Origin of the sequence: Microbulbifer variabilis ATCC 700307, from assembly GCF_000380565.1 — a bacterium.
GTDB lineage: Bacteria > Pseudomonadota > Gammaproteobacteria > Pseudomonadales > Cellvibrionaceae > Microbulbifer > Microbulbifer variabilis.
In genome coordinates, this window is the sequence record NZ_AQYJ01000028.1 from 164,465 (window position 1) to 182,753 (window position 18,289).

The window sequence follows — 18,289 nt, forward strand, 5'->3', positions numbered from 1 at the left end:
TTACTGCACAGTTAGGCGGTGATGGTTTTGACTCCGGTGCTGGTTCCGAGCAGTAGCAAGTCTGCTGGGCGCTTGGCAAAGATGCCATTGGTAACCACACCGGTAATATTATTGATTGCTTCTTCCAGTGCGACAGGTTGTTCGATCTTTAGATTGTACACATCGAGAATTGCATTGCCGTTATCGGTAATAACCCCCTGGCGGTAAACCGGGTCCCCGCCGAGCTTGACCAGCTCTCGGGCTACCAGGGAGCGCGCCATGGGAATCACCTCCACCGGCAGTGGGAAGTCTCCAAGGATCTTTACAGACTTACTCTCATCGGCGATGCAGATAAACTCATCGGAACAAGCCGCGACAATCTTCTCCCTAGTTAGGGCGGCACCGCCTCCCTTGACTAGTTCCAGTGCCGGATTAGCTTCATCGGCACCGTCTACATAAAATTGGATGCTATCTACACTATTCAGCTCATAGACCGGAATTCCATGAGATTTTAGCCTTTGTGCCGAGGCTTCTGAGCTGGCGACAGTACCGTCGAACTTGCCTTTGATCTCCGCCAGATAGTCGATAAAGAAATTGGCTGTGGAGCCTGTGCCCACTCCGACGATGGAGTCAGCTTCCAGGCGAGGGGAGATATAGTCTATAGCGGCGCGGGCAGTGGCCTGCTTCAGTTCATCCTGGGTCATACTCTGGATAGTTTCCTGTGCAATTATTTATGCTTTATTTTTACCTTTCGACAAAAAAAAGCGCAATAAGGCCAAATTGTTGGCAATTGTGCTGATCAAGACTTAGACTGGCCTGCCGGTGTTGCGCGTGCTGGGAGTGTTTTGCCAGTGCTTACGCTACTAGGCTTTCCTGAGTCGTGCATAGAAATTAATCGCAACGGCAGCCGATACACATCATGCCCAAGTCTTATATCAAGCGCATTTTAGACGCGCGCATTTACGATGTCGCCACCGAGACGCCATTAGAACCGATGCGCCAGCTATCCCACCGCCTGGGTAACCGCATTCTGCTCAAGCGGGAAGACCTGCAGCCAGTATTTTCCTTCAAAATTCGCGGTGCTTATAACAAGTTGTTACAACTGCCCCCTGAGCAACGTGCTCGTGGGGTAATCACGGCATCGGCTGGCAATCATGCTCAGGGATTGGCATTGGGTGCAGCCCAGTTGGGGGTGCGTGCAACGATTGTGATGCCGAAGACCACACCTCTGATCAAAGTTAATGCTGTGAGAATGCGCGGAGCTGAAGTGGTATTACACGGGGATACCTTTGATGAGGCTGCCGCGCGTGCCAGGAAACTAGTGAAGGAACGCGACCTGGTTTTTGTACACCCCTATGACGACCCGGATGTGATCGCTGGCCAGGGAACTGTGGCTATGGAGATGCTGCGCCAATACTCTGGCAACCTTGAAGCTGTATTTATTCCCGTGGGTGGAGGTGGGCTGGCTGCCGGCATGGCTACCTACATCAAGTATGTAAGGCCGGAAACAAAGGTTTATGCGGTGGAGCCTGAAGATGCCGCATGCTTGAAAGTTGCCCTGGAAAGTGGAGAGCGTTTGCGCCTATCCCAAGTAGGGTTGTTTGCTGATGGTGTTGCCGTAGCGCAAATTGGTGAGGAGACATTCCGAGTTCTAAGTGAAACAGTGGATGGTGTGATCACCGTGAGTACCGATGAGATCTGTGCAGCGATTAAAGATATTTTTGAGGATACCCGTTCTATCGCCGAGCCGGCTGGGGCTGTTGGGTTGGCGGGGCTGAAGAGGTTTATTGAACAGACTGATTGCCGCAATTCGGCTCTCGCCACTGTTTGTAGCGGAGCCAACATCAACTTCGATCGGCTGCGTTATATTAGCGAGCGCACAGAAACTGGCGAAAAGCGCGAGGCGGTACTTGCGGTTCGTATTCCCGAAAGCCCAGGCAGCTACCTGAGATTTTGTCGTGACTTAGGTGACAGGGCTATTACCGAGTTTAATTATCGCTATGCAGGAGATGAAGAGGCACATATTTTTGTTGGCCTGCAGGTGGCTACCGATAACGATCGGCGCCAGATGGTCGACAAGCTTAAAGAGGGCGGTTATCGGGTAACTGACCTTACCGAGAATGAGATGGCAAAGTTACATATTCGCCACTTGGTGGGGGGGCGGGTACCTGGATTACACGATGAAGTTGTATACCGCTTTGAATTTCCTGAGCGGCCCGGAGCCTTGCGGAAGTTTCTCGAGCACTTGGCCGGCCGCTGGAATATTACCTTGTTCCACTATCGTAACCATGGTGCTGCGTATGGGCGGGTATTGGTTGGGTTGCAAGTCGAGCCCGAGGCTCGCACAGAACTTTTGGATTTACTTGAGCAGCTGCAATATCCCTTTTGGGATGAAACGGAAAATCCAGCTTACCGCTTTTTCTTGGGTAGCTGAGGTGAAGAGAAACCTTTAATTGGGTTAAGCGTCTCAGAAGTTATTGGGGTGTAGACTGTAATTTCTGCTTTGTCGAACCCCTTTGCGTAAAAATGCGACAAAAAACGCATAAATTATCCAATAAACAGTTACTATCACGCCGATTCTTCAGTATCTTCTTTGATCGTGGAACTTTTGCTATGGCTCAGGTCATATGCGAGGCGAAACGCATATAACAAAAAAATTGATTGTACAGGATGGTCCCAATGAAAGCCGATGCGCTGACAATCGCTGTGGTTGTCTTTGTCGCGGGCGTTCTGCTGAGCACCAGTGGTTTGACCGAGGTATTTGCCTCGGAATCTGAGCCACCGGCTGCTCTGCAACAGGGAGTGGTTACCCGTTAGGCTGATGCCGGGGGGCGCTCTGCCCACGAAACAGCAAAAAAGGCCGAATACTTAAAGTGTTCGGCCTTTTTTGTTTTAACTCCAACATTAACGGCAGCGATAGATACGCTTTTCTGTCACCACCATATCCAAAGGTATATCCCAATTGTCCGTCGGCAATTGCTCCACGCATTGCAGTTGGTGGGCAGCGCCAATCAGCTGTGGCCCGGTACCCGGCAGCAGTAGTTTGTGTTCGAAAGTTCGGTCGTAAAAGCCTGCACCCATACCCAGGCGGGCGCCGCTGGGGTCAAAGGCCACCAACGGTACCAGTACCAAATCCAATAAATTCGGTGCTCGACTGGGGCTGCGTACCGGCTCGGGAATATTAAAGCGATTTCGGAATGACAATGGTTCGCCAGCCCAGCGCCTAAAGCCGAGGTGCGGATGTGGCTCTACAGGCAGTACCGGCAAGTAAAAATACTTATTGGGATAACGCCGTAACAAATGACGAACATCCAGTTCACCATCCATAGGCCAAAACATACCGATATGGCGGGCGCGTTTTATCTGTGGTATTCGGCTCAATAAGGTAATTGCTGCACGACCATGCAAACGCTGCTGATAAGCACTGAGCCCCCGCCGTCCCGCACGCATACGTTGGCGCAGTTGCGTTTTATTTTCACTCATTAGTAGGGGAATGACTGGAGATGAAATAGGAACCCCGAGTGTGCGGCTGTAGACGGAGCCTTGAACCGTAAGGTTCAAGGTGGTGGGATCCGGAGTACATAAGGCTTTCCGCTGCATGGCGGACCTGCGCACCAGCACCCGCTGGAAACCACCGGGGTAAGATTATCGGCTCAAGGACATAGTCTGCTGGCCAACACCCCAGGGTATAGGTTAATTATAACTTGGGCAGGGGGGGGTGTTAACTGGAAATTTAAAGGAAATTGTTGTGCCTGTAATTAGGAAGGCGTATACCTTTATCCTTGCGGTGACTGGGTTTCCTGCTCCGGGTCTATCTCACCTAACGCATTTTGTACTTTGTCCTTTAGGCGGTCGATCATTTCCTCCTGGAGAGGAATACTACTCAATTCTGCTTTGGCCTGGATCAATTCGTGAGCAATATTCAGTGCGGCCATAACGGCGATACGCTCAATGCCAATAACGGTACCCGTTGAGCGGATACGCGCCATGCGCTCGTGCAGAAGGTGCGCGGAAGCCTGCAGGCCTGCGCGCTCGTGGTCTGCACAGGCCACACGGTACTCTTTGCCCAGAATAGATACGGTGACTGTTTCAGATGTTGGTACGGAGTCAGACATCAGGAATCTTGCGTTAGCCCTTTAAGACGATTAATCATAGCTTCGACCCGCGAGCGGGCGGCCTCATTATTTTTTATCAGGCGCTGGCGCTCGCGTAGCCAGTCGGCTTCCTGCCGGCGCAGTTCACGATTGTCTTCGGCCAGCTGTTGGCAGCGGGCGATCAGTGAATCCACAGTGCTTTCTAACGCTTGCAGCTTATCCATATTTCCTGCGTTTGGGGTCGACGTCTGGGTTCGCAACACGACAGACTGCGAGGGATTCCGCTACTATATTGCCGGTGAAAAGGTGGGTCAATCGCTCCACCTGCGCGGGCAATCACAAAATTGTCCTGAAAACACAAGTTCTTTTCCATGCTGCTGCTATTGCACGCATTGAATATATCCCGATCAAGAAAAATTGCACGGTAACTATGACATCAGAAACCAACCGATTTGAGCTTCTTGCTAATGCTATTCTCTCGGCCGGCGGCCAGGCGGATCCCAGTGAACTGCACGGCTTTATCTGTGGCATATTGGCTGCAGGTGCGGAGCCGGACAAAAAACGCTGGCAGCATGAACTGGCGGAACTTCTCGATTTGGAGGCTGTGCCGGCGGATTTAAACAAGGATTTTCTGCAATTAGCGAAAGAGAGCCAAAAGCAGCTCAGTGATACCGACTTTTCTTTCCGACTGGTGCTCTGTGACGATGACGATATTGTCGCGCGTACTCTTGCGCTAGGGCATTGGTGCGAAGGTTTTTTACACGGTTTCGGTATTGGTAGTGCCAAGGGGAAGCTGCTTCCCACCAGCGATGAAGCTCTGAAGGACATTGGTGCAATTTCACAAGTGGATGCCGATCATGTAGAGGAGAGTGAGGAGAACGAACAACAGCTGCTGGAATTACAGGAGTACGTGCGCGTCGCGGTACTCAATATCTTCACCGAAGTGCGCGGCAAGCAATCCGATAGCGGTCCAACTGTACACTAATGTCCAGTAGCGGAAAAAAAGCGGTAATCAGCAAGACGGAGTATATCCGTCGTCGCGCCCGCCTGATGGCTGAACTGGCGCCAGACAGCTTGGCGATTGTCTCTTCGGCTGGTGAACAACTGCGATCCCGCGATACTTTCTTCCCCTTCCGCCAGGACAGTGATTTTCTCTACCTGAGTGGGTTTGAAGAGCCTGAAGCCCTGCTGGTTCTGGTGCCGGGACGCACCCAGGGCGAAACCCTGTTGTTTTGTCGGGAGTGCGATGCGGAAAAGGAAATGTGGGATGGGCCGCGGCTTGGCCCGGAACAGGCTGTGCAGCGGCTTGGTTTATCTGATGCTTTTCCGATAGGTGATCTCGATGACATTTTGCCTGGGCTGCTGGAAGGGCGTGAACGTATTTATTTTCCCATGGGACGCTATGCCCACCTCGACCGGCGTATTCGCAGCTATTTGCAAAATATTACCGAGGCTCCAGGCAGCAAGGGTGCCCCGGAGATGGTGGACTTGGATTACCAATTGCGTGAGTTGCGCTTGATTAAGAGCGCGCAGGAACTGCGTCTGATGGCGCAAGCGGCAGAAATCAGTGCTACAGCACACCGCCGAGCCATGGCACGCTGCCAGCCAGGCCTCTATGAATATCAACTGGAGGCGACCCTGCTGCATTCCTTTGTCGATGCTGGTGCAAGAGAGACGGCCTACCCAACCATTGTCGGCAGTGGTCGCAATGCCTTGGTTATGCATTATTGCAGCAACCAGGCAAAGATGAGTGATGGCGATCTGGTGTTGGTGGACGCTGGCTGTGAGTATCGCGGTTACGTGGCGGATATCACGAGAACTTATCCGGTGAATGGCCGTTTTAATGGCGCACAAAAAGCACTGTATGAAATTGTTTTGTCCGCGCAGCTGGCTGCCATCGAGCGGGTACAGGCCGGCAACCATTGGGATGAGCCTCATATAGCTAGCGTTGAAGTAATTACTCAGGGGTTGGTAGATCTGGGGCTGTTGCAAGGCGACTTAGTGAGTTTGATTGAAGCAGGTGCTTACCAGCGCTTTTATATGCACCGGGTAGGCCACTGGTTGGGAATGGATGTACACGATGTCGGAGACTACCGGGTACATGGCGCCTGGCGCCAGTTGGAGCCCGGCATGGTGATGACCATCGAGCCGGGTATTTATGTGCCCTTGAACGACAAGAGCGTTGCAACAGAGTTTCGGGGAATTGGTATTCGCATTGAAGATGACGTGGCCCTAACTGGCGAAGGGGTGGAAGTCCTATCCGCCGCAGCGCCAAAGTCTGTAGAAGAGATCGAATATGCAATGCGTCATGGGCGGGATTTACTGACCCGCTAAAAATAGCACTAAGAGTTTGCGGCTTACGGGCCCTTTACATTGATGGATAGAGAGCCTGGGGGAGTTTTATGACTGAGGCAGGTCAACAATTTGATGTGGCTATCGTTGGTGGGGGTATGGCCGGTGCCAGTCTGGCGCTTATGCTGGCACATTTTTGCCCTCAGCTGAGTGTTGCACTGCTGGAACAGAGAGCGCTACCTGATGCCTCTGCCAGTGTCCAGTTGCCCAGCTTTGACACCCGCGCCACAGCTATCGCCGCTGGCAGCTTACAGTTATTCCAACAGCTGGGTTTGTGGTCCGCCTTACGTGAATATTGTGCGCCCATCCAGCGTATCCAAGTGAGTGACCGTGGCCACTCTTTTGGCGCATCTCTGTCCACCCATACACAGCAGCAAGCAAGCTTCCAGGGCATGCTCGGTGCTGTGATTGAGAATGCTGCGCTTGGGCCGATCCTGCATCGCGCTTTGGCGGATACAGCGGTGCAATTGTTGGCTCCCGCTAGGGTCAGCCGGGTTCGAATGGATTCCGCAGGGGCACACCTGAATTGGAGTGCCGCTGAGCAGGGCTTTCAATATAAATTGACCACCAGGTTACTGGTTATTGCCGATGGAGTGGAATCGCCCCTATGTCGGCAGTTGGGTATAGAAATTGATACGGTAAAGTACCAACAGAGGGCCCTGGTCACTACTGTTGGTCTACAGCGGGACCATGGTGGCGTCGCTTTTGAGCGATTTACCGCTTTGGGGCCTATGGCGTTGCTGCCTTTGCAGCAACGACAGGGACAACATCGCGCTGCACTGGTGTGGGCTTGTCCAGAGAATGAGGCGGTAGCCCTCTTTACGCTGTCGGAGGAGGAGCGCCTGTTGCGTCTGCAAGAAAATTTTGGCTGGCGTGCGGGCCGTTTTGAGCGGGCTGGAGCCCTACAGGGGTACCCGCTCAGTCTGTCCTTAGCGCGGGAGCAATGGCGCCGCAACCTGGTTTTGGTTGGTAATTGCGCGCACTTCCTGCACCCGGTAGCCGGGCAGGGGTTTAACCTGACTCTGCGCGACTGCTATGCCCTGGCACAGACTTTAGCGGGCGATCGACCTGCGCAGGGTTCAAAAGCAGAATTGGATCGCCTGCGGGCCTATGGTCGATGTCGCAGTTTTGACCAGCAGTTGACTGTTGGGTTTAGTGACCAAATACCGTCACTATTCACATCAGAGAACCCCTTTCAGCAAGTTGTGCGCCAAATGGGTTTGCTCGGCCTTACACTGGTACCGCCGCTGAGAGCGGAGTTTGTCAGCCAGGCGGCAGGATTTGGGCTTTAACGGTGCCCTTGTGAGGGTGCAACAGCGGAATTGGCTTGAATATGAATAGACACCGTTTGGACTTTGCCATTGTTGGCGCAGGTATGGTGGGGATGGCCCAGGCCGCACTGTTGGCGGTGCGCCACCCGGATATGCGTCTTGCCCTGCTGGAGGCCTCCGAGGGGACTGTGCCGGAACCTTCCCAAAATTATGAGCCGCGGGTGGTGGCTTTAACTCAAGCTTCACGGGAGTTACTTGAGGAGGTTGGTGCCTGGGCGGAGATTTCTGCGCGCCGCGCCTGCCCATATGTGGAAATGCGAGTCTGGGATGCCGATGGCACCGGTTCAGTAAGGTTTAACAGCCGCGATGTGCAATTACCAAATCTCGGCCATATTGTTGAAAACAATGTGATTGTTGCTGCTTTGAGGGCCCGGCTTGAGGCACTGCCGAATGTGGAGCTGGTCAATGGCTTTCGTTTGGAAAGTTGGTGGCGAGACTGTGGGCTTTGGCACTTACAGCCGCGTGGTGAGCAGCTCAATGACATAGAAGAGTTGCGTGAGCGGGCCGAGATAGTGCGCACCCGCCTGCTGATTGGGGCCGATGGCGCTCGTTCTAAAGTGCGAGACCTGCTCCGAATTCGCTGCCAGGATACGGATTATCATCAGGCAGCCCTGGTATGTGTCGCTCGCTGCGAAAAGCCTCATCGCCATACCGCTTGGCAGCGTTTCCTGCAGAGTGGCCCCCTGGCATTCCTGCCTCTAGCTGGACTCGGGGATGACAATCACTGTGCCGTTGTCTGGTCGGCGGATGACCCACTCGCTCGGGAGCTGCTGATGTTGGATGACCAGGCCTTCGCTCTGAATCTGGAAAAAGCTTTCGAAAGTCGGCTCGGTAAAGTCGAATCAGTGAGTGAGCGCTTTTCTTTTCCTCTGCGTGCTCGCCATGCGGAGCGCTATCATGGCCCCGGTGCCGTGCTGGTTGGGGACGCGGCCCATAGTATCCACCCTCTGGCTGGACAGGGCGTGAATCTTGGGTTCCAGGATGTGCGTGTTCTCACCGATGAAGTAGACCGTGCCTTGTCCCGCGGGCTGGAACCTGCACACGCCTCGGTGTTGGCGCGTTACGAACGTCGTCGCCGCGGGGATAATGCTGCAACCTTAAAAGCCATGAGTGCGTTTAAATCTCTGTTTGGTGCTGGCGATTTGCACTGGCGCTGGCTGCGCAATACTGGCTTGAGTATGGTGGACGCCAGCCCCATGTTAAAAAAGCGTATCATTCTGCGGGCCATGGCGGTGTAGTGAGAGCTTGCCCCTTGTAATTGCCGTTAAAATATAGCGCCGTTAAGTGCAAAAGGGCCCGTTGGAATGAGTGATGTCAGGCAATCCAATTAGAAGGGTTTACCGATTTGAGCCAGTGGTTAGTTATTTATTCCTTTCCTCTTTCGAAGGATCTCTGTGCACTGGCGCATTTTATTCAACGTTATCAACTGCCGTTGCGAATCGTTGAGGAGAAAAACCGGCAGCAGATAATGACCTTTGATGGCAACCTAGCAGAAGTACTTAAACCCCTGCTGCAGCGCTGGGATGCTGGTGAAGTTGACCTCGACAGGGTCCAGTTACAAGCTGCTCAGCCAAATGGTGCGCCTGATTCGGCAGTTGAAGCGAATGATCCCGAGACGGAATCAGCGCATCAACCTAAAAAAAATGTATCGTCTGAACAGGCACATAACCAAGTCTCAGTGTTACCAAGTTTTCCCCTGGATAAGACACCAGTCAGCCTCTTGTTGATTGCACTATGTTTTGTTGGCTGGTTTCTGCAAGCGAATAATTTTTCCAGTGCTTTGCTGATCTACCCGGATCAAACGGGCAATCCTCTCTCAGATTCCTCTCTTGCCTGGCATCTACAAAATGGGCAGTGGTGGCGGTTGTTGACACCAGCTATTGTGCACTTTTCCCTGCCCCATGCTTTGTTCAATGCTCTGGGTATTTGGATATTAGGTCGGCCATTGGAAGCCCGGGGTGGCAGCCTCATGTATACGTTGCTGGTACTTATCGGGGCTATCGCCTCCAATCTTTCCCAGTATTTGTGGGAGCCGAGGGTTCTTTTTGGTGGTATGTCTGGAGTGGTGTATGGCCTTGTAGGGTTTGCTTTGGTAGTGCAGCGTTTTCAGCCAGCATGGCGTGATATTCCCGTAGGTATTATCACCGTGGCTTTGGCTTGGCTGGTTTTATGCGCTTTGGGGGTTGTGACATTTTTCACCGGAGTCGGGGTTGCAAACGCAGCACATATAGGGGGCTTCGTTAGCGGCTTGGTCGTTGCTTTAGTGTATTGCGTTGTGGGCGGGGGGCGGAAGTTTATTCCAGGCTGAACCGCTCCCTAAGGTGCACTTGCGTTTGTTGTTCCTGTTTTGATAAGTGGGGCCTTGTCCGGCTGTTATTGGCCCATTTGATAATATTTTTGCTTTTTTAGCTTGTTACAGGCTTGTTGTGTCGTTGGCAGTACGCAAAAATTCAATTCCAGTTTTTCTGTAACCAGGGATATATGCTTCTCTTAATTACTTATGTATTTATCGCTCTCGGTTTCTCCTTTTTGTGCTCTATAGCCGAGTCCGTCATTCTCAGTGTAACAACGCCCTACGTGCGACTATTGGAGCGCGAGGGACATAAGGCCGGCCCTCTGCTACGTAAACTCAAGGGGGATATCAATGCGCCCCTGGCCGCAATTCTTACCCTGAATACCATCGCTCATACCGCCGGTGCTGCCGGGGCTGGAGCCCAGGCAACGGCGGTTTTTGGCAATCAATACCTGGGAATTGCCTCTGTGATCCTGACACTGTTAATTCTGGTTTTTTCTGAGATTATCCCCAAAACCCTGGGAGCGGTTTATTGGCGTCAACTGGCACCATTTACTGCTTACGGGTTGCGGGGGCTGGTTTGGCTGCTCTATCCGTTTGTCAAAATGTCTGAAATGTTAACCCGCGGTCTCTCCCATGGGCCGACCCTGACCGGCTTTAGCCGCGATGAATTTGCGATTATGGCCGAGATTGGTGAGGCTGAGGGCCAGCTGGAACAGCGTGAGTCCAATATTTTACGCAATCTCTTTTTTACCCTGCGGGATCACTCGGTACGAGAGGTGATGACTCCACGCACCGTGGTTTTTTCCCTGCCCCAGGATGCAACATTGGCTGAGGCTTATGAGGAAGTTGAAAAAGGGCGCTTCTCGCGTATCCCTGTTTATGAAAATCGCGATCCAGATTGCGTTGTAGGTTTTGTACTTAAACAGGAGCTTTTACTTGCTTATGCCAAGGGAGAGCGCGAGCGTAAGTTGGAGGATTTCCGCCGTGAGATGCTGATGCTGCCGGAAACTGCCACGATCTATCAGGCCTTCCAGAAAATGCTATCTCGTCGGGTGCAGATCAGCGCAGTGCTGGATGAGTATGGTGGCCTTGAGGGATTGATCACCCTTGAGGATCTTCTTGAGACCTTGCTCGGTGAAGAGATTGTCGATGAGGCTGATAAAACCCCTGATCGCCAGGAGTTGGCTAAGCGGTTGTGGCGTTGGCGCTCCAAAAAATATGGTCTAAAGGTGGACGAATCGGCTCAAGAAGAGAAAAAACCAGAAGAAAGCAATAAGGAGAGTGAGCGTCCGCGGGACTAATCTATCCGCTCTTCATGCCACTTTTTTTACTACCGGTGGCACCAGCGGAATCTTTGACGGCCTCCGGCATTCTGCGCAGGTTTTAGTCCCGGCGGCTGCTAAGCTTGCTGACCATAAATGTCGCCGCGGATAGCCTGCTGGCAAGGTCTGTACTCAAGCCGCTAGAATACGCCGCTTCGGAACCTGACGGACTGAGAATTAAGATGGGAAACAGAACGCCTTTGTTTGACACACATGTCGCCATGGGTGGCAAAATAGTGGACTTCGGTGGATGGGACATGCCGCTACACTACGGCTCCCAGCTGGATGAGCATAATAAGGTGCGCACCGATGCGGGGATGTTCGATGTCTCCCACATGACCGTAGTAGATGTCGATGGGCCCGCTGCTCGCGACTACCTGCGTTATTTGCTGGCCAATGATGTGGCCAAGCTAGACGGCAAGCCTGGCAAGGCTCTCTACACTGGTATGCTCAATGACCAAGGCGGTGTAATCGACGACTTGATCGTCTACCTGCGTGATCCTGGTTATCGAGTGGTGGTGAACTGCGCGACCCGCGACAAAGACTTAGCCTGGATGAACAAGCAGGCAGAATCTTTTGATGTGACTCTCACAGAGCGTCCTCATCTTGCAATGATCGCTATCCAAGGTCCCAATGCAATCGCTAAAACCAAGGAAGTCCTGGGTATCGACTGGACTGCGGCAATCGATGCGTTGAAAGTATTTGAAAGTGTGGCCCGTGGTGATTGGTTTGTGGCGCGCACCGGTTATACCGGTGAAGATGGCCTGGAAATCATGCTCTCGGGTGAGGACGCCAGCGGCTTCTGGCGCGCTCTCGCCGATGCTGGCGTAGCGCCTTGTGGTTTGGGTGCTCGCGATACTCTGCGTCTGGAAGCCGGTATGAACCTCTACGGCCACGAAATGGATGAAGAGACTTCCCCACTGGTGGCCAATATGGCTTGGACCGTCGCCTGGGAGCCGGAAGGCCGCAACTTTATTGGCCGTGCAGTCTTGGAAGAAGAAAAAGCGCAGGGCGTTAAGCACAAGCTGGTTGGTCTGGTCCTGGAGGAGCGCGGTGTACTGCGGGCGGGCCAACAGGTGGTGGTAGACGGTACAGAAGAGCGCGGTATCATTACCAGCGGGACCTTCTCGCCGACCCTGGGTTACTCCATTGCCATGGCGCGGGTACCGGTCAGTGTTGGCGATACCGCTGAGGTGGAAATCCGCAAAAAGCTGCAGCCAGTCAGGGTGGTGAAGCCCTGTTTCGTGCGCAATGGCAAATCGGTTATTTAAGCGTCGCCCGCAGGTGTACGCGTTGGCAAGACAATAAATTCAGATGCTTAATCAAGGGATAACAGCATGAGCGAAATCCGCAATGAACTGAAATACCTCTCCAGCCACGAGTGGGCGCGCCTGGAAGAGGATGGCACCGTAACTATCGGCATCAGCGATCACGCTCAGGATGCTCTGGGCGACGTGGTATACGTTGAAACCCCCGAAGTTGGCAGCACCCTGGCTGCAGGAGATGAGGCTGGTGTGGTCGAGTCGGTGAAAGCTGCCAGCGATATTTACTCCCCCGTTTCCGGTGAGGTTGTCGCGGTGAACGAGGCTCTGGAAGACTCTCCGGAAACCGTGAATTCTTCCCCTTACGATGATGGCTGGTTCTTCCGTATCAAGCCCAGTGACGTGAGTGAGCTGGACAATATGTTGGATGCCGAGGCGTATCGCGAGGAGTCAGCGGAGTAATTACTTCCTGATCTCAAACAAAAAAGCCGCTGCCAAATGCAGCGGCTTTTTTGTTTGAAGAGTATCGGACTTAATGCCGTGCACTTGCTGGGCGCAGAATATTTTTGAGGCCGATCCTCTGCAAAAAGGCGCTCACGGTTTGTTCAATCTCGTCAGCGCAATCCATTTTGAGCACCTGGTGTAGAAGCAGCTCGGTATCTGCCTGGCGCACAGCGCGCAAGGTAGCCTTTACCCTTGGCAAATTGGTGGCATTCATCGATAGTCTGTCATAGCCCATTGCCACTAACAGCAGCGCCCCCCCGGGTTCGCCGGCCAGCTCTCCACAGATGCTCACCTTGGTGCCCTCTGCATGTGCAATGGTGACGATTTCCTGTAGCGCGCGAAGCACCGCGGGATGGAGGGCGTGATAGATATTGGCTACACGTGTGTTGTTGCGGTCTACCGCTAACAGATACTGGGTCAGGTCGTTACTACCTACTGAGATAAAGTCGGCGCGCTCGGCCAGCTCGCGAATCTGGTAAATGGCTGAAGGTACTTCCACCATGACACCAACCGGCGGCATTTCAATCTCATACCCTTCTTCCAGCAGCTCTCCGTAGGCGCGTTCTATTAACCTGCGCGCCGCTTCCAGTTCATTGAGCCCGCTGATCATTGGTAACATGATACGCAGGTTGTTGAGCCCTAAGCTGGCTTTCATCATGGCGCGCACCTGCGCCAGGAATATTTCCGGATGGTCCAGGGTAACGCGGATACCGCGCCAGCCGAGGAAGGGGTTAGTTTCTTCGATAGGGAAGTAGGCCAGCGCCTTATCGCCACCGACATCCAGGGTTCGCATGGTGACTGGCATGGGCGCGAAGGCCTCCAGCTGTTCCCGGTAGATTTCCCGCTGCTCTTCCTCAGAGGGGAAGCGGTCGCGCAGCAGGAAAGGTACTTCAGTCCGAAATAGGCCCACGCCTTCCGCACCTCGTTCCAGGGAGCGCACTACATCGGCCATTAGCCCGGTATTAACTAGCAGGCAAACCCGGTGGCCATCAGCTGTTTCCGCTGGTAGCCCGGCCATATGGTCGAGGCTACGGGCAAGCTGGTGTTCCTCCTCCACAATATCGTCATAGCGGCGCTTCAGTTCCGCGCCGGGATGGATATGTAGGTCGCCCCGATAGCCGTCCACAACCATATCGACACCATCGATAGTCTCATAGGGGAGATCCTGCACCCCCATAATGGCAGGCAGACCCATGGCCCGGGCAATGATAGCTACGTGGCTATTGGAAGAGCCCTTTACAGAGACGGCGCCGATTAACTTTTCCCGTGGGACCTCAGCCAATACAGCCGCTGTTAACTCCTCTCCCACGAGAATGGTGTTATCCGGGTAGTCTCGCTCGCTCTGCTGGCGTTGATGCAGATGTGAGAGAACCCTGGAGCCCAGGTCGCGAACATCGGCTGCCCTGTCGCGAAAATAAGAATCGGACATGGCTTCAAAGCGCCTTACATGTTCGAGCATGACCTCGGCCCAGGCCCTGGGGGCACTCAATTGCTGTTGGATACGGTCGCAGACTTCAACGGCGAGAGAGTTATCGTCCAGCATACTGATATAGGCGTCGAACAGCGCACGCTCCTCGCGGTTCAGGTCTCCTTTGAGCCTTTCTCCTACTTCGCGGATTTCTTCCCTGGCAGTGCTGAGTGCTTGCTGGAATAAGGCGAGTTCGTCCTCAATATCCAAGCACAGGGAATAGGGCACGGTGGCCAGGTTGGCCTGGGGGGTGACAATATGCGCACGACCGATGGCAATGCCAGGTGAGGCGGCAATACCGGAGAAATGGGTTTCCTGGCGCTGCCTACGGATGGTGGCCAGCATACCGGTGGCCTCCGCATGCGCTATAACCCCGGCCAATTGAGCGGACAGCGTGACCAGGAAGGCTTCCTCACCCTCATCGAAACGGCGCTGTTCCTCCTGCTGGACAACCAAAACACCAAGTACGGTGCGGTGGTGAATAATCGGCGTGCCCAGAAAAGCGCTAAAGCGCTCCTCGCCAGTGGAGGGAAAATACTGGAAGGCGGGGTGAGCTTCGGCCTTTTCCAGGTTAATGGGCTCTTCGCGGGTAACCACGTTGCCCACAAGGCCCTCGCCAGGCGCCAAGTGCACTTGACCCACGGCGCTTGGGAGCAGGCCATCGGTGGCCATCAGGACATAATTTCCGGATTGTTTGTCACGAAGGTATACGGAGCAGACCCGGGTATGCATCACTTCACGCACACGTCGAACAATAATTTCGAGCACCGCAGGAAGGTCTCTGGCGGTGTTTACTTCTTGAACGATACTACGTAAAGATCCGAGCAATGGCCTGTCCTCGCCAATCAACGGAGAAATTTATAGGCCCAGGGCTAACCTGGGGCCAGAGGAGGTGCGGAGCCGCACCAGGAGCAGGTTTCGGGTCACTCACCCTTGTCGCGCAGCCAGCGTCTTTCCAGCTGAAGCTGTTGGGGGGCCAGCTCGGTCAAAGCACGACGGTAAACCTCGCGCTTGAAAGTGACTACTTTACTCAGTGGATGCCAATAATTCACCCAGCGCCAGTGGTCGAATTCAGGTTTGTAGCCATTATCGAAGCTGATAGAGGACTCCTGCGCTTCCAGCTTCAGCAAAAACCACTTTTGTTTTTGCCCTATACACAGTGGCTCAGAGCGTCGACGAATCAGTCGCTGAGGCAGGCGATATCTCAGCCAGCCACGAGTACAGGCAATCAGACTGACTTGATCGCGAGTAAGGCCAATTTCCTCGTACAGTTCCCTATATAGCGCCTGTTCTGGGGTTTCGCCTGGGTTTATACCTCCCTGGGGAAATTGCCAGGCGTCCTTGCCACCTACCCGCCTAGCCCACAGTGCCTGACCGCGGACATTCAGCACAATGATACCGACATTGGGGCGGAAACCCTCGGTATCTATATTGCTGCTGTTTTCGCTACCCTGGCCCCGGTTGCGGTTGTTGGCTGCGGGGTTATCGGTGCGATTTGACTGTTTGGCGGGCCTACGGCGGTTTCTTCGCCCGGCTTGTGCCGGCTTGCCGTCGCCCAAAATACCGTCCTCAATACTGTTGTGTGTTGCCGTGCGCAGCACTTACTTGTCCCGCATTGTTCCACAGAGGTGGGTTTACAGCAATTCAGTGACGTAGTCCGTGTGATACGGGCAAGTGCGAGGTAAAATTGACTGTCGCTACGTTGATGGTGGCCTGACCATGGCGGTGAAATACCCTTTGGGAATCTATAGTTTACGGGGGAGCTGGCGGTGCATCTGGCAATATTTGATCTCGATAATACATTGATCGGTGGAGACAGTGATCACGCCTGGGGCGAGTTCCTTGTGGATCGGGAGCATGTGGATAGTGAGCGCTATCGCTCCACCAATGACCGCTTCTACCAGGATTATCAACGTGGTGATCTGGATATTTTTGCCTATCTGGAATTCGCTTTGGAACCATTGTCGCAGATTTCACGCGGTCAACTGGAAAACCTGCAGAGCGAATTTATGCAGGAAGTGGTCAGTGAGTTGTGGTTGCCTGCGGCGCAGGAGTTGATCGGCGAACATCGCCGCAAAGGGCATCACATTATGATTATCACAGCCACTAATCGTTTTGTGGTAGAGCCCATTGCCGCGCGTCTGGGAGTTGACACGTTGTTGGCTACAGAGCCCGAAGAATTAGAGGGCCGGTTTACTGGGCGGGTTGTCGGAGAGCCCTGTTACCAGGCCGGCAAGGTGCTGCGCCTGCGCCAATGGCTGGCGCATAACCCAGAGTTTGAAAGCAGGGAGAAATGGTTTTATAGCGATTCCATTAATGACCTGCCCCTATTGGCCGAAGTGGAGCACCCGGTGGCTGTAGATCCCGACGCGCGCCTGCGTGTAGAGGCAGAAGCGCGCGGTTGGCCAGTTATCAGCTTGCGGGAGAGCCGCTGAATTGCGTAGCCAAGATCTTTGCGGTGATGGGAATAATGAGGAATTGAGTGAACGGACATAGCATTCGGTATCTGGTTGTGGTGCTCTTGCTCGGTGGCTTGGCGCTCACATTGGGATGTGAGAAGGAGCCCGTGGAACCGCCCAAGACTCTTCGGGATGTGGCGCCGCAACAGATCAGTGAACAGGCGGCCTCAGACCTTTCTCTGGCAATTTGGCAGGCGGGACAGGCCCAGGTACTCCACACGCATGCATCAGTGGAAACTTTACAGCGCGCAGTTAAAGCTCTACTGGCAAATCCCAGTGAGGACCAGCTTGAAGAGGCCAGGCTCTCCTGGCTGGATGCACACCGGGAGTTTGCGGCAACCCTTCCCTATATACAGTTGGCGTTTTCCCCGGTGGACTTGCGTAGCCAGGGGCGCAAGTTGATGCTGGCATTGGACAGTTGGCCAGCCCAGGCTGGCTACCTGGATACGGTGCCAGGGTATTCAGACAGCGGCATTGTCAATGACACTGCAATCGAGCTGACCCTGGCTAATTTACGTAAGCAACACAGGCTTACCGCCCATGAGGAAGCCAGTACGGGGTTTCATGCCTTGGAAGTCATGCTTTGGGGGCCCACTGGAGAGCGCACTGCAGAGGACTTTATCCCCGATAGTAACGGTGAGAAACCTGAGGCGCTGGCGGTGAATCGTCGCCGCGAACTGACCCGGCTGATTGCCAAGGGTATGGAAGAGGATATGGCCGGTCTCGCGCGCCGTTGGCCGACTTCAGCCAATAATTTGTCACGTGAGTATCTGTCTCTGGGGCCTGTGGCACGGCTACAGCAAATTCGTGCTGCGCATACTCAGGTAATTGATGAACAAGTATTACGGCGCCTTCCCGAGGGCTCAGAGAGTGACGTGGAAAGTGGTCGGGCTGCGGATTCTAAGCAGGCTCTGTTGGGCATCATGGCGACTTTACAGTCCAACTGGATACCTACCGGTGGTGGCGGCATGGCGGAAGTATTGCTTGACCGTCATCAGGTCAGTGCACTGGAAGAGACTTTTTCGGATTTTGAGGCCTTGTTGCTGAAGATGGAGGATCCGTTTGAGCTGGCTGAGCCGGGGCAATTGGTGCAGGCGCGTAAACTGCTTGAACGTATGGCGGGTTTGATGGCAGGAACAACCCAGGTTCCGTTATCGGAAAAGGATGTTATGCCGGTATCCCTGCCTACGATAGGGAACTGATCAAAATAAAACCCCGGCAA

Annotated in this window: 18 protein-coding genes and 1 other RNA gene; 12 read left to right on the forward strand and 7 right to left on the reverse strand. The window is 53.8% G+C overall.

Going from position 1 to position 18,289, the window contains the following annotated elements:
* Positions 1-11: 11 nt before the first annotated feature.
* Complete coding sequence (rpiA, locus tag G367_RS0116425) at positions 12-683, reverse strand: ribose-5-phosphate isomerase RpiA (protein WP_020414249.1); 672 nt, start codon at positions 681-683, stop codon at positions 12-14.
* Between the two features lie 215 nt (positions 684-898).
* On the opposite strand from rpiA, the gene ilvA reads away from it, so the two are divergent.
* Both ilvA and G367_RS26200 read left to right on the forward strand, forming a co-directional pair.
* Positions 899-2,413, forward strand: coding sequence for a threonine ammonia-lyase, biosynthetic (ilvA, locus tag G367_RS0116430; protein WP_020414250.1), 1,515 nt, complete (start codon positions 899-901; stop codon positions 2,411-2,413).
* Positions 2,414-2,658: 245 nt separating this feature from the next.
* A complete protein-coding gene (locus G367_RS26200) occupies positions 2,659-2,796 on the forward strand; it encodes a hypothetical protein (RefSeq protein ID WP_157533578.1) in 138 nt (45 codons plus the stop codon).
* Between the two features lie 87 nt (positions 2,797-2,883).
* Here G367_RS26200 and G367_RS0116440 read toward each other — a convergent pair whose 3' ends face one another.
* The 4 genes from G367_RS0116440 to G367_RS0116450 all read right to left on the reverse strand — a co-directional run bounded on the left by G367_RS0116440 (position 2,884) and on the right by G367_RS0116450 (position 4,297).
* Positions 2,884-3,462, reverse strand: coding sequence for a 5-formyltetrahydrofolate cyclo-ligase (locus G367_RS0116440; protein WP_020414252.1), 579 nt, complete (start codon positions 3,460-3,462; stop codon positions 2,884-2,886).
* A gap of 27 nt (positions 3,463-3,489) precedes the next feature.
* Positions 3,490-3,670, reverse strand: a non-coding RNA gene (gene ssrS, locus G367_RS25735) — 6S RNA.
* An 85-nt stretch (positions 3,671-3,755) separates the two neighbouring features.
* Complete coding sequence (locus G367_RS0116445; protein WP_020414253.1) at positions 3,756-4,094, reverse strand: cell division protein ZapA; 339 nt, start codon at positions 4,092-4,094, stop codon at positions 3,756-3,758.
* Positions 4,094-4,297, reverse strand: coding sequence for a TIGR02449 family protein (locus tag G367_RS0116450; RefSeq protein WP_020414254.1), 204 nt, complete (start codon positions 4,295-4,297; stop codon positions 4,094-4,096). The genes G367_RS0116445 and G367_RS0116450 overlap by 1 nt, the downstream gene beginning before the upstream one ends.
* A gap of 74 nt (positions 4,298-4,371) precedes the next feature.
* Between G367_RS0116450 and G367_RS0116455 the strand changes: the two genes are divergently transcribed.
* The 8 genes from G367_RS0116455 (at position 4,372) to gcvH (ending at position 13,098) form a co-directional block, all read left to right on the forward strand.
* Positions 4,372-5,058 carry a UPF0149 family protein gene (locus tag G367_RS0116455; protein ID WP_020414255.1) on the forward strand — a complete coding sequence of 229 codons (687 nt, stop codon included), beginning with the start codon at positions 4,372-4,374 and terminating at the stop codon, positions 5,056-5,058.
* Complete coding sequence (locus G367_RS0116460) at positions 5,058-6,407, forward strand: aminopeptidase P N-terminal domain-containing protein (protein WP_020414256.1); 1,350 nt, start codon at positions 5,058-5,060, stop codon at positions 6,405-6,407. The genes G367_RS0116455 and G367_RS0116460 overlap by 1 nt, the downstream gene beginning before the upstream one ends.
* A 68-nt stretch (positions 6,408-6,475) precedes the next feature.
* Positions 6,476-7,717 carry an FAD-dependent monooxygenase gene (locus G367_RS0116465; protein WP_020414257.1) on the forward strand — a complete coding sequence of 414 codons (1,242 nt, stop codon included), beginning with the start codon at positions 6,476-6,478 and terminating at the stop codon, positions 7,715-7,717.
* A 41-nt stretch (positions 7,718-7,758) separates the two neighbouring features.
* Entirely contained in the window at positions 7,759-8,994 is a 1,236-nt protein-coding gene (locus G367_RS0116470; RefSeq protein ID WP_020414258.1) for a UbiH/UbiF/VisC/COQ6 family ubiquinone biosynthesis hydroxylase, read from the forward strand.
* A gap of 107 nt (positions 8,995-9,101) precedes the next feature.
* Positions 9,102-10,064 (forward strand): rhomboid family intramembrane serine protease, encoded by a 963-nt coding sequence (locus G367_RS25245; RefSeq protein WP_051089523.1) that lies wholly within the window; start codon positions 9,102-9,104, stop codon positions 10,062-10,064.
* Between the two features lie 173 nt (positions 10,065-10,237).
* A complete protein-coding gene (locus tag G367_RS0116480) occupies positions 10,238-11,353 on the forward strand; it encodes a CNNM domain-containing protein (RefSeq protein WP_020414260.1) in 1,116 nt (371 codons plus the stop codon).
* Positions 11,354-11,556: 203 nt separating this feature from the next.
* Positions 11,557-12,645, forward strand: coding sequence for a glycine cleavage system aminomethyltransferase GcvT (gene gcvT / locus G367_RS0116485; RefSeq protein WP_026305189.1), 1,089 nt, complete (start codon positions 11,557-11,559; stop codon positions 12,643-12,645).
* A gap of 66 nt (positions 12,646-12,711) precedes the next feature.
* A complete protein-coding gene (gcvH, locus tag G367_RS0116490; protein WP_020414262.1) occupies positions 12,712-13,098 on the forward strand; it encodes a glycine cleavage system protein GcvH in 387 nt (128 codons plus the stop codon).
* Positions 13,099-13,168: 70 nt separating this feature from the next.
* Here the strand turns inward: gcvH and ptsP are convergent, their stop codons facing one another.
* A complete protein-coding gene (ptsP, locus tag G367_RS0116495; protein WP_026305190.1) occupies positions 13,169-15,436 on the reverse strand; it encodes a phosphoenolpyruvate--protein phosphotransferase in 2,268 nt (755 codons plus the stop codon).
* Between the two features lie 95 nt (positions 15,437-15,531).
* Positions 15,532-16,209, reverse strand: coding sequence for an RNA pyrophosphohydrolase (locus G367_RS24055; RefSeq protein ID WP_020414264.1), 678 nt, complete (start codon positions 16,207-16,209; stop codon positions 15,532-15,534).
* 168 nt (positions 16,210-16,377) lie between these two features.
* On the opposite strand from G367_RS24055, the gene G367_RS0116505 reads away from it, so the two are divergent.
* Both G367_RS0116505 and G367_RS0116510 read left to right on the forward strand, forming a co-directional pair.
* Positions 16,378-17,043, forward strand: a complete 666-nt coding sequence (locus G367_RS0116505) for a histidinol-phosphatase (RefSeq protein ID WP_020414265.1) — start codon at positions 16,378-16,380, stop codon at positions 17,041-17,043.
* Positions 17,044-17,090: 47 nt separating this feature from the next.
* The gene (locus tag G367_RS0116510; RefSeq protein WP_245556710.1) at positions 17,091-18,269 is read left to right on the forward strand and encodes an imelysin family protein; all 1,179 of its coding nucleotides are present in this window, start codon (positions 17,091-17,093) and stop codon (positions 18,267-18,269) included.
* Positions 18,270-18,289: the final 20 nt, after the last annotated feature.

Excerpts from the sequence above, each read along its gene's own strand:
- rpiA (WP_020414249.1), bottom strand. The coding sequence starts at position 683 with ATGACCCAGGATGAACTGAAGCAGGCCACTGCCCGCGCCGCTATAGAC.
- ilvA (WP_020414250.1), top strand. The coding sequence starts at position 899 with ATGCCCAAGTCTTATATCAAGCGCATTTTAGACGCGCGCATTTACGAT.
- G367_RS26200 (WP_157533578.1), top strand. The coding sequence starts at position 2,659 with ATGAAAGCCGATGCGCTGACAATCGCTGTGGTTGTCTTTGTCGCGGGC.
- G367_RS0116440 (WP_020414252.1), bottom strand. The coding sequence starts at position 3,462 with ATGAGTGAAAATAAAACGCAACTGCGCCAACGTATGCGTGCGGGACGG.
- G367_RS0116445 (WP_020414253.1), bottom strand. The coding sequence starts at position 4,094 with ATGTCTGACTCCGTACCAACATCTGAAACAGTCACCGTATCTATTCTG.
- G367_RS0116450 (WP_020414254.1), bottom strand. The coding sequence starts at position 4,297 with ATGGATAAGCTGCAAGCGTTAGAAAGCACTGTGGATTCACTGATCGCC.
- G367_RS0116460 (WP_020414256.1), top strand. The coding sequence starts at position 5,058 with ATGTCCAGTAGCGGAAAAAAAGCGGTAATCAGCAAGACGGAGTATATC.
- G367_RS0116465 (WP_020414257.1), top strand. The coding sequence starts at position 6,476 with ATGACTGAGGCAGGTCAACAATTTGATGTGGCTATCGTTGGTGGGGGT.
- G367_RS0116470 (WP_020414258.1), top strand. The coding sequence starts at position 7,759 with ATGAATAGACACCGTTTGGACTTTGCCATTGTTGGCGCAGGTATGGTG.
- G367_RS0116480 (WP_020414260.1), top strand. The coding sequence starts at position 10,238 with ATGCTTCTCTTAATTACTTATGTATTTATCGCTCTCGGTTTCTCCTTT.
- gcvT (WP_026305189.1), top strand. The coding sequence starts at position 11,557 with ATGGGAAACAGAACGCCTTTGTTTGACACACATGTCGCCATGGGTGGC.
- gcvH (WP_020414262.1), top strand. The coding sequence starts at position 12,712 with ATGAGCGAAATCCGCAATGAACTGAAATACCTCTCCAGCCACGAGTGG.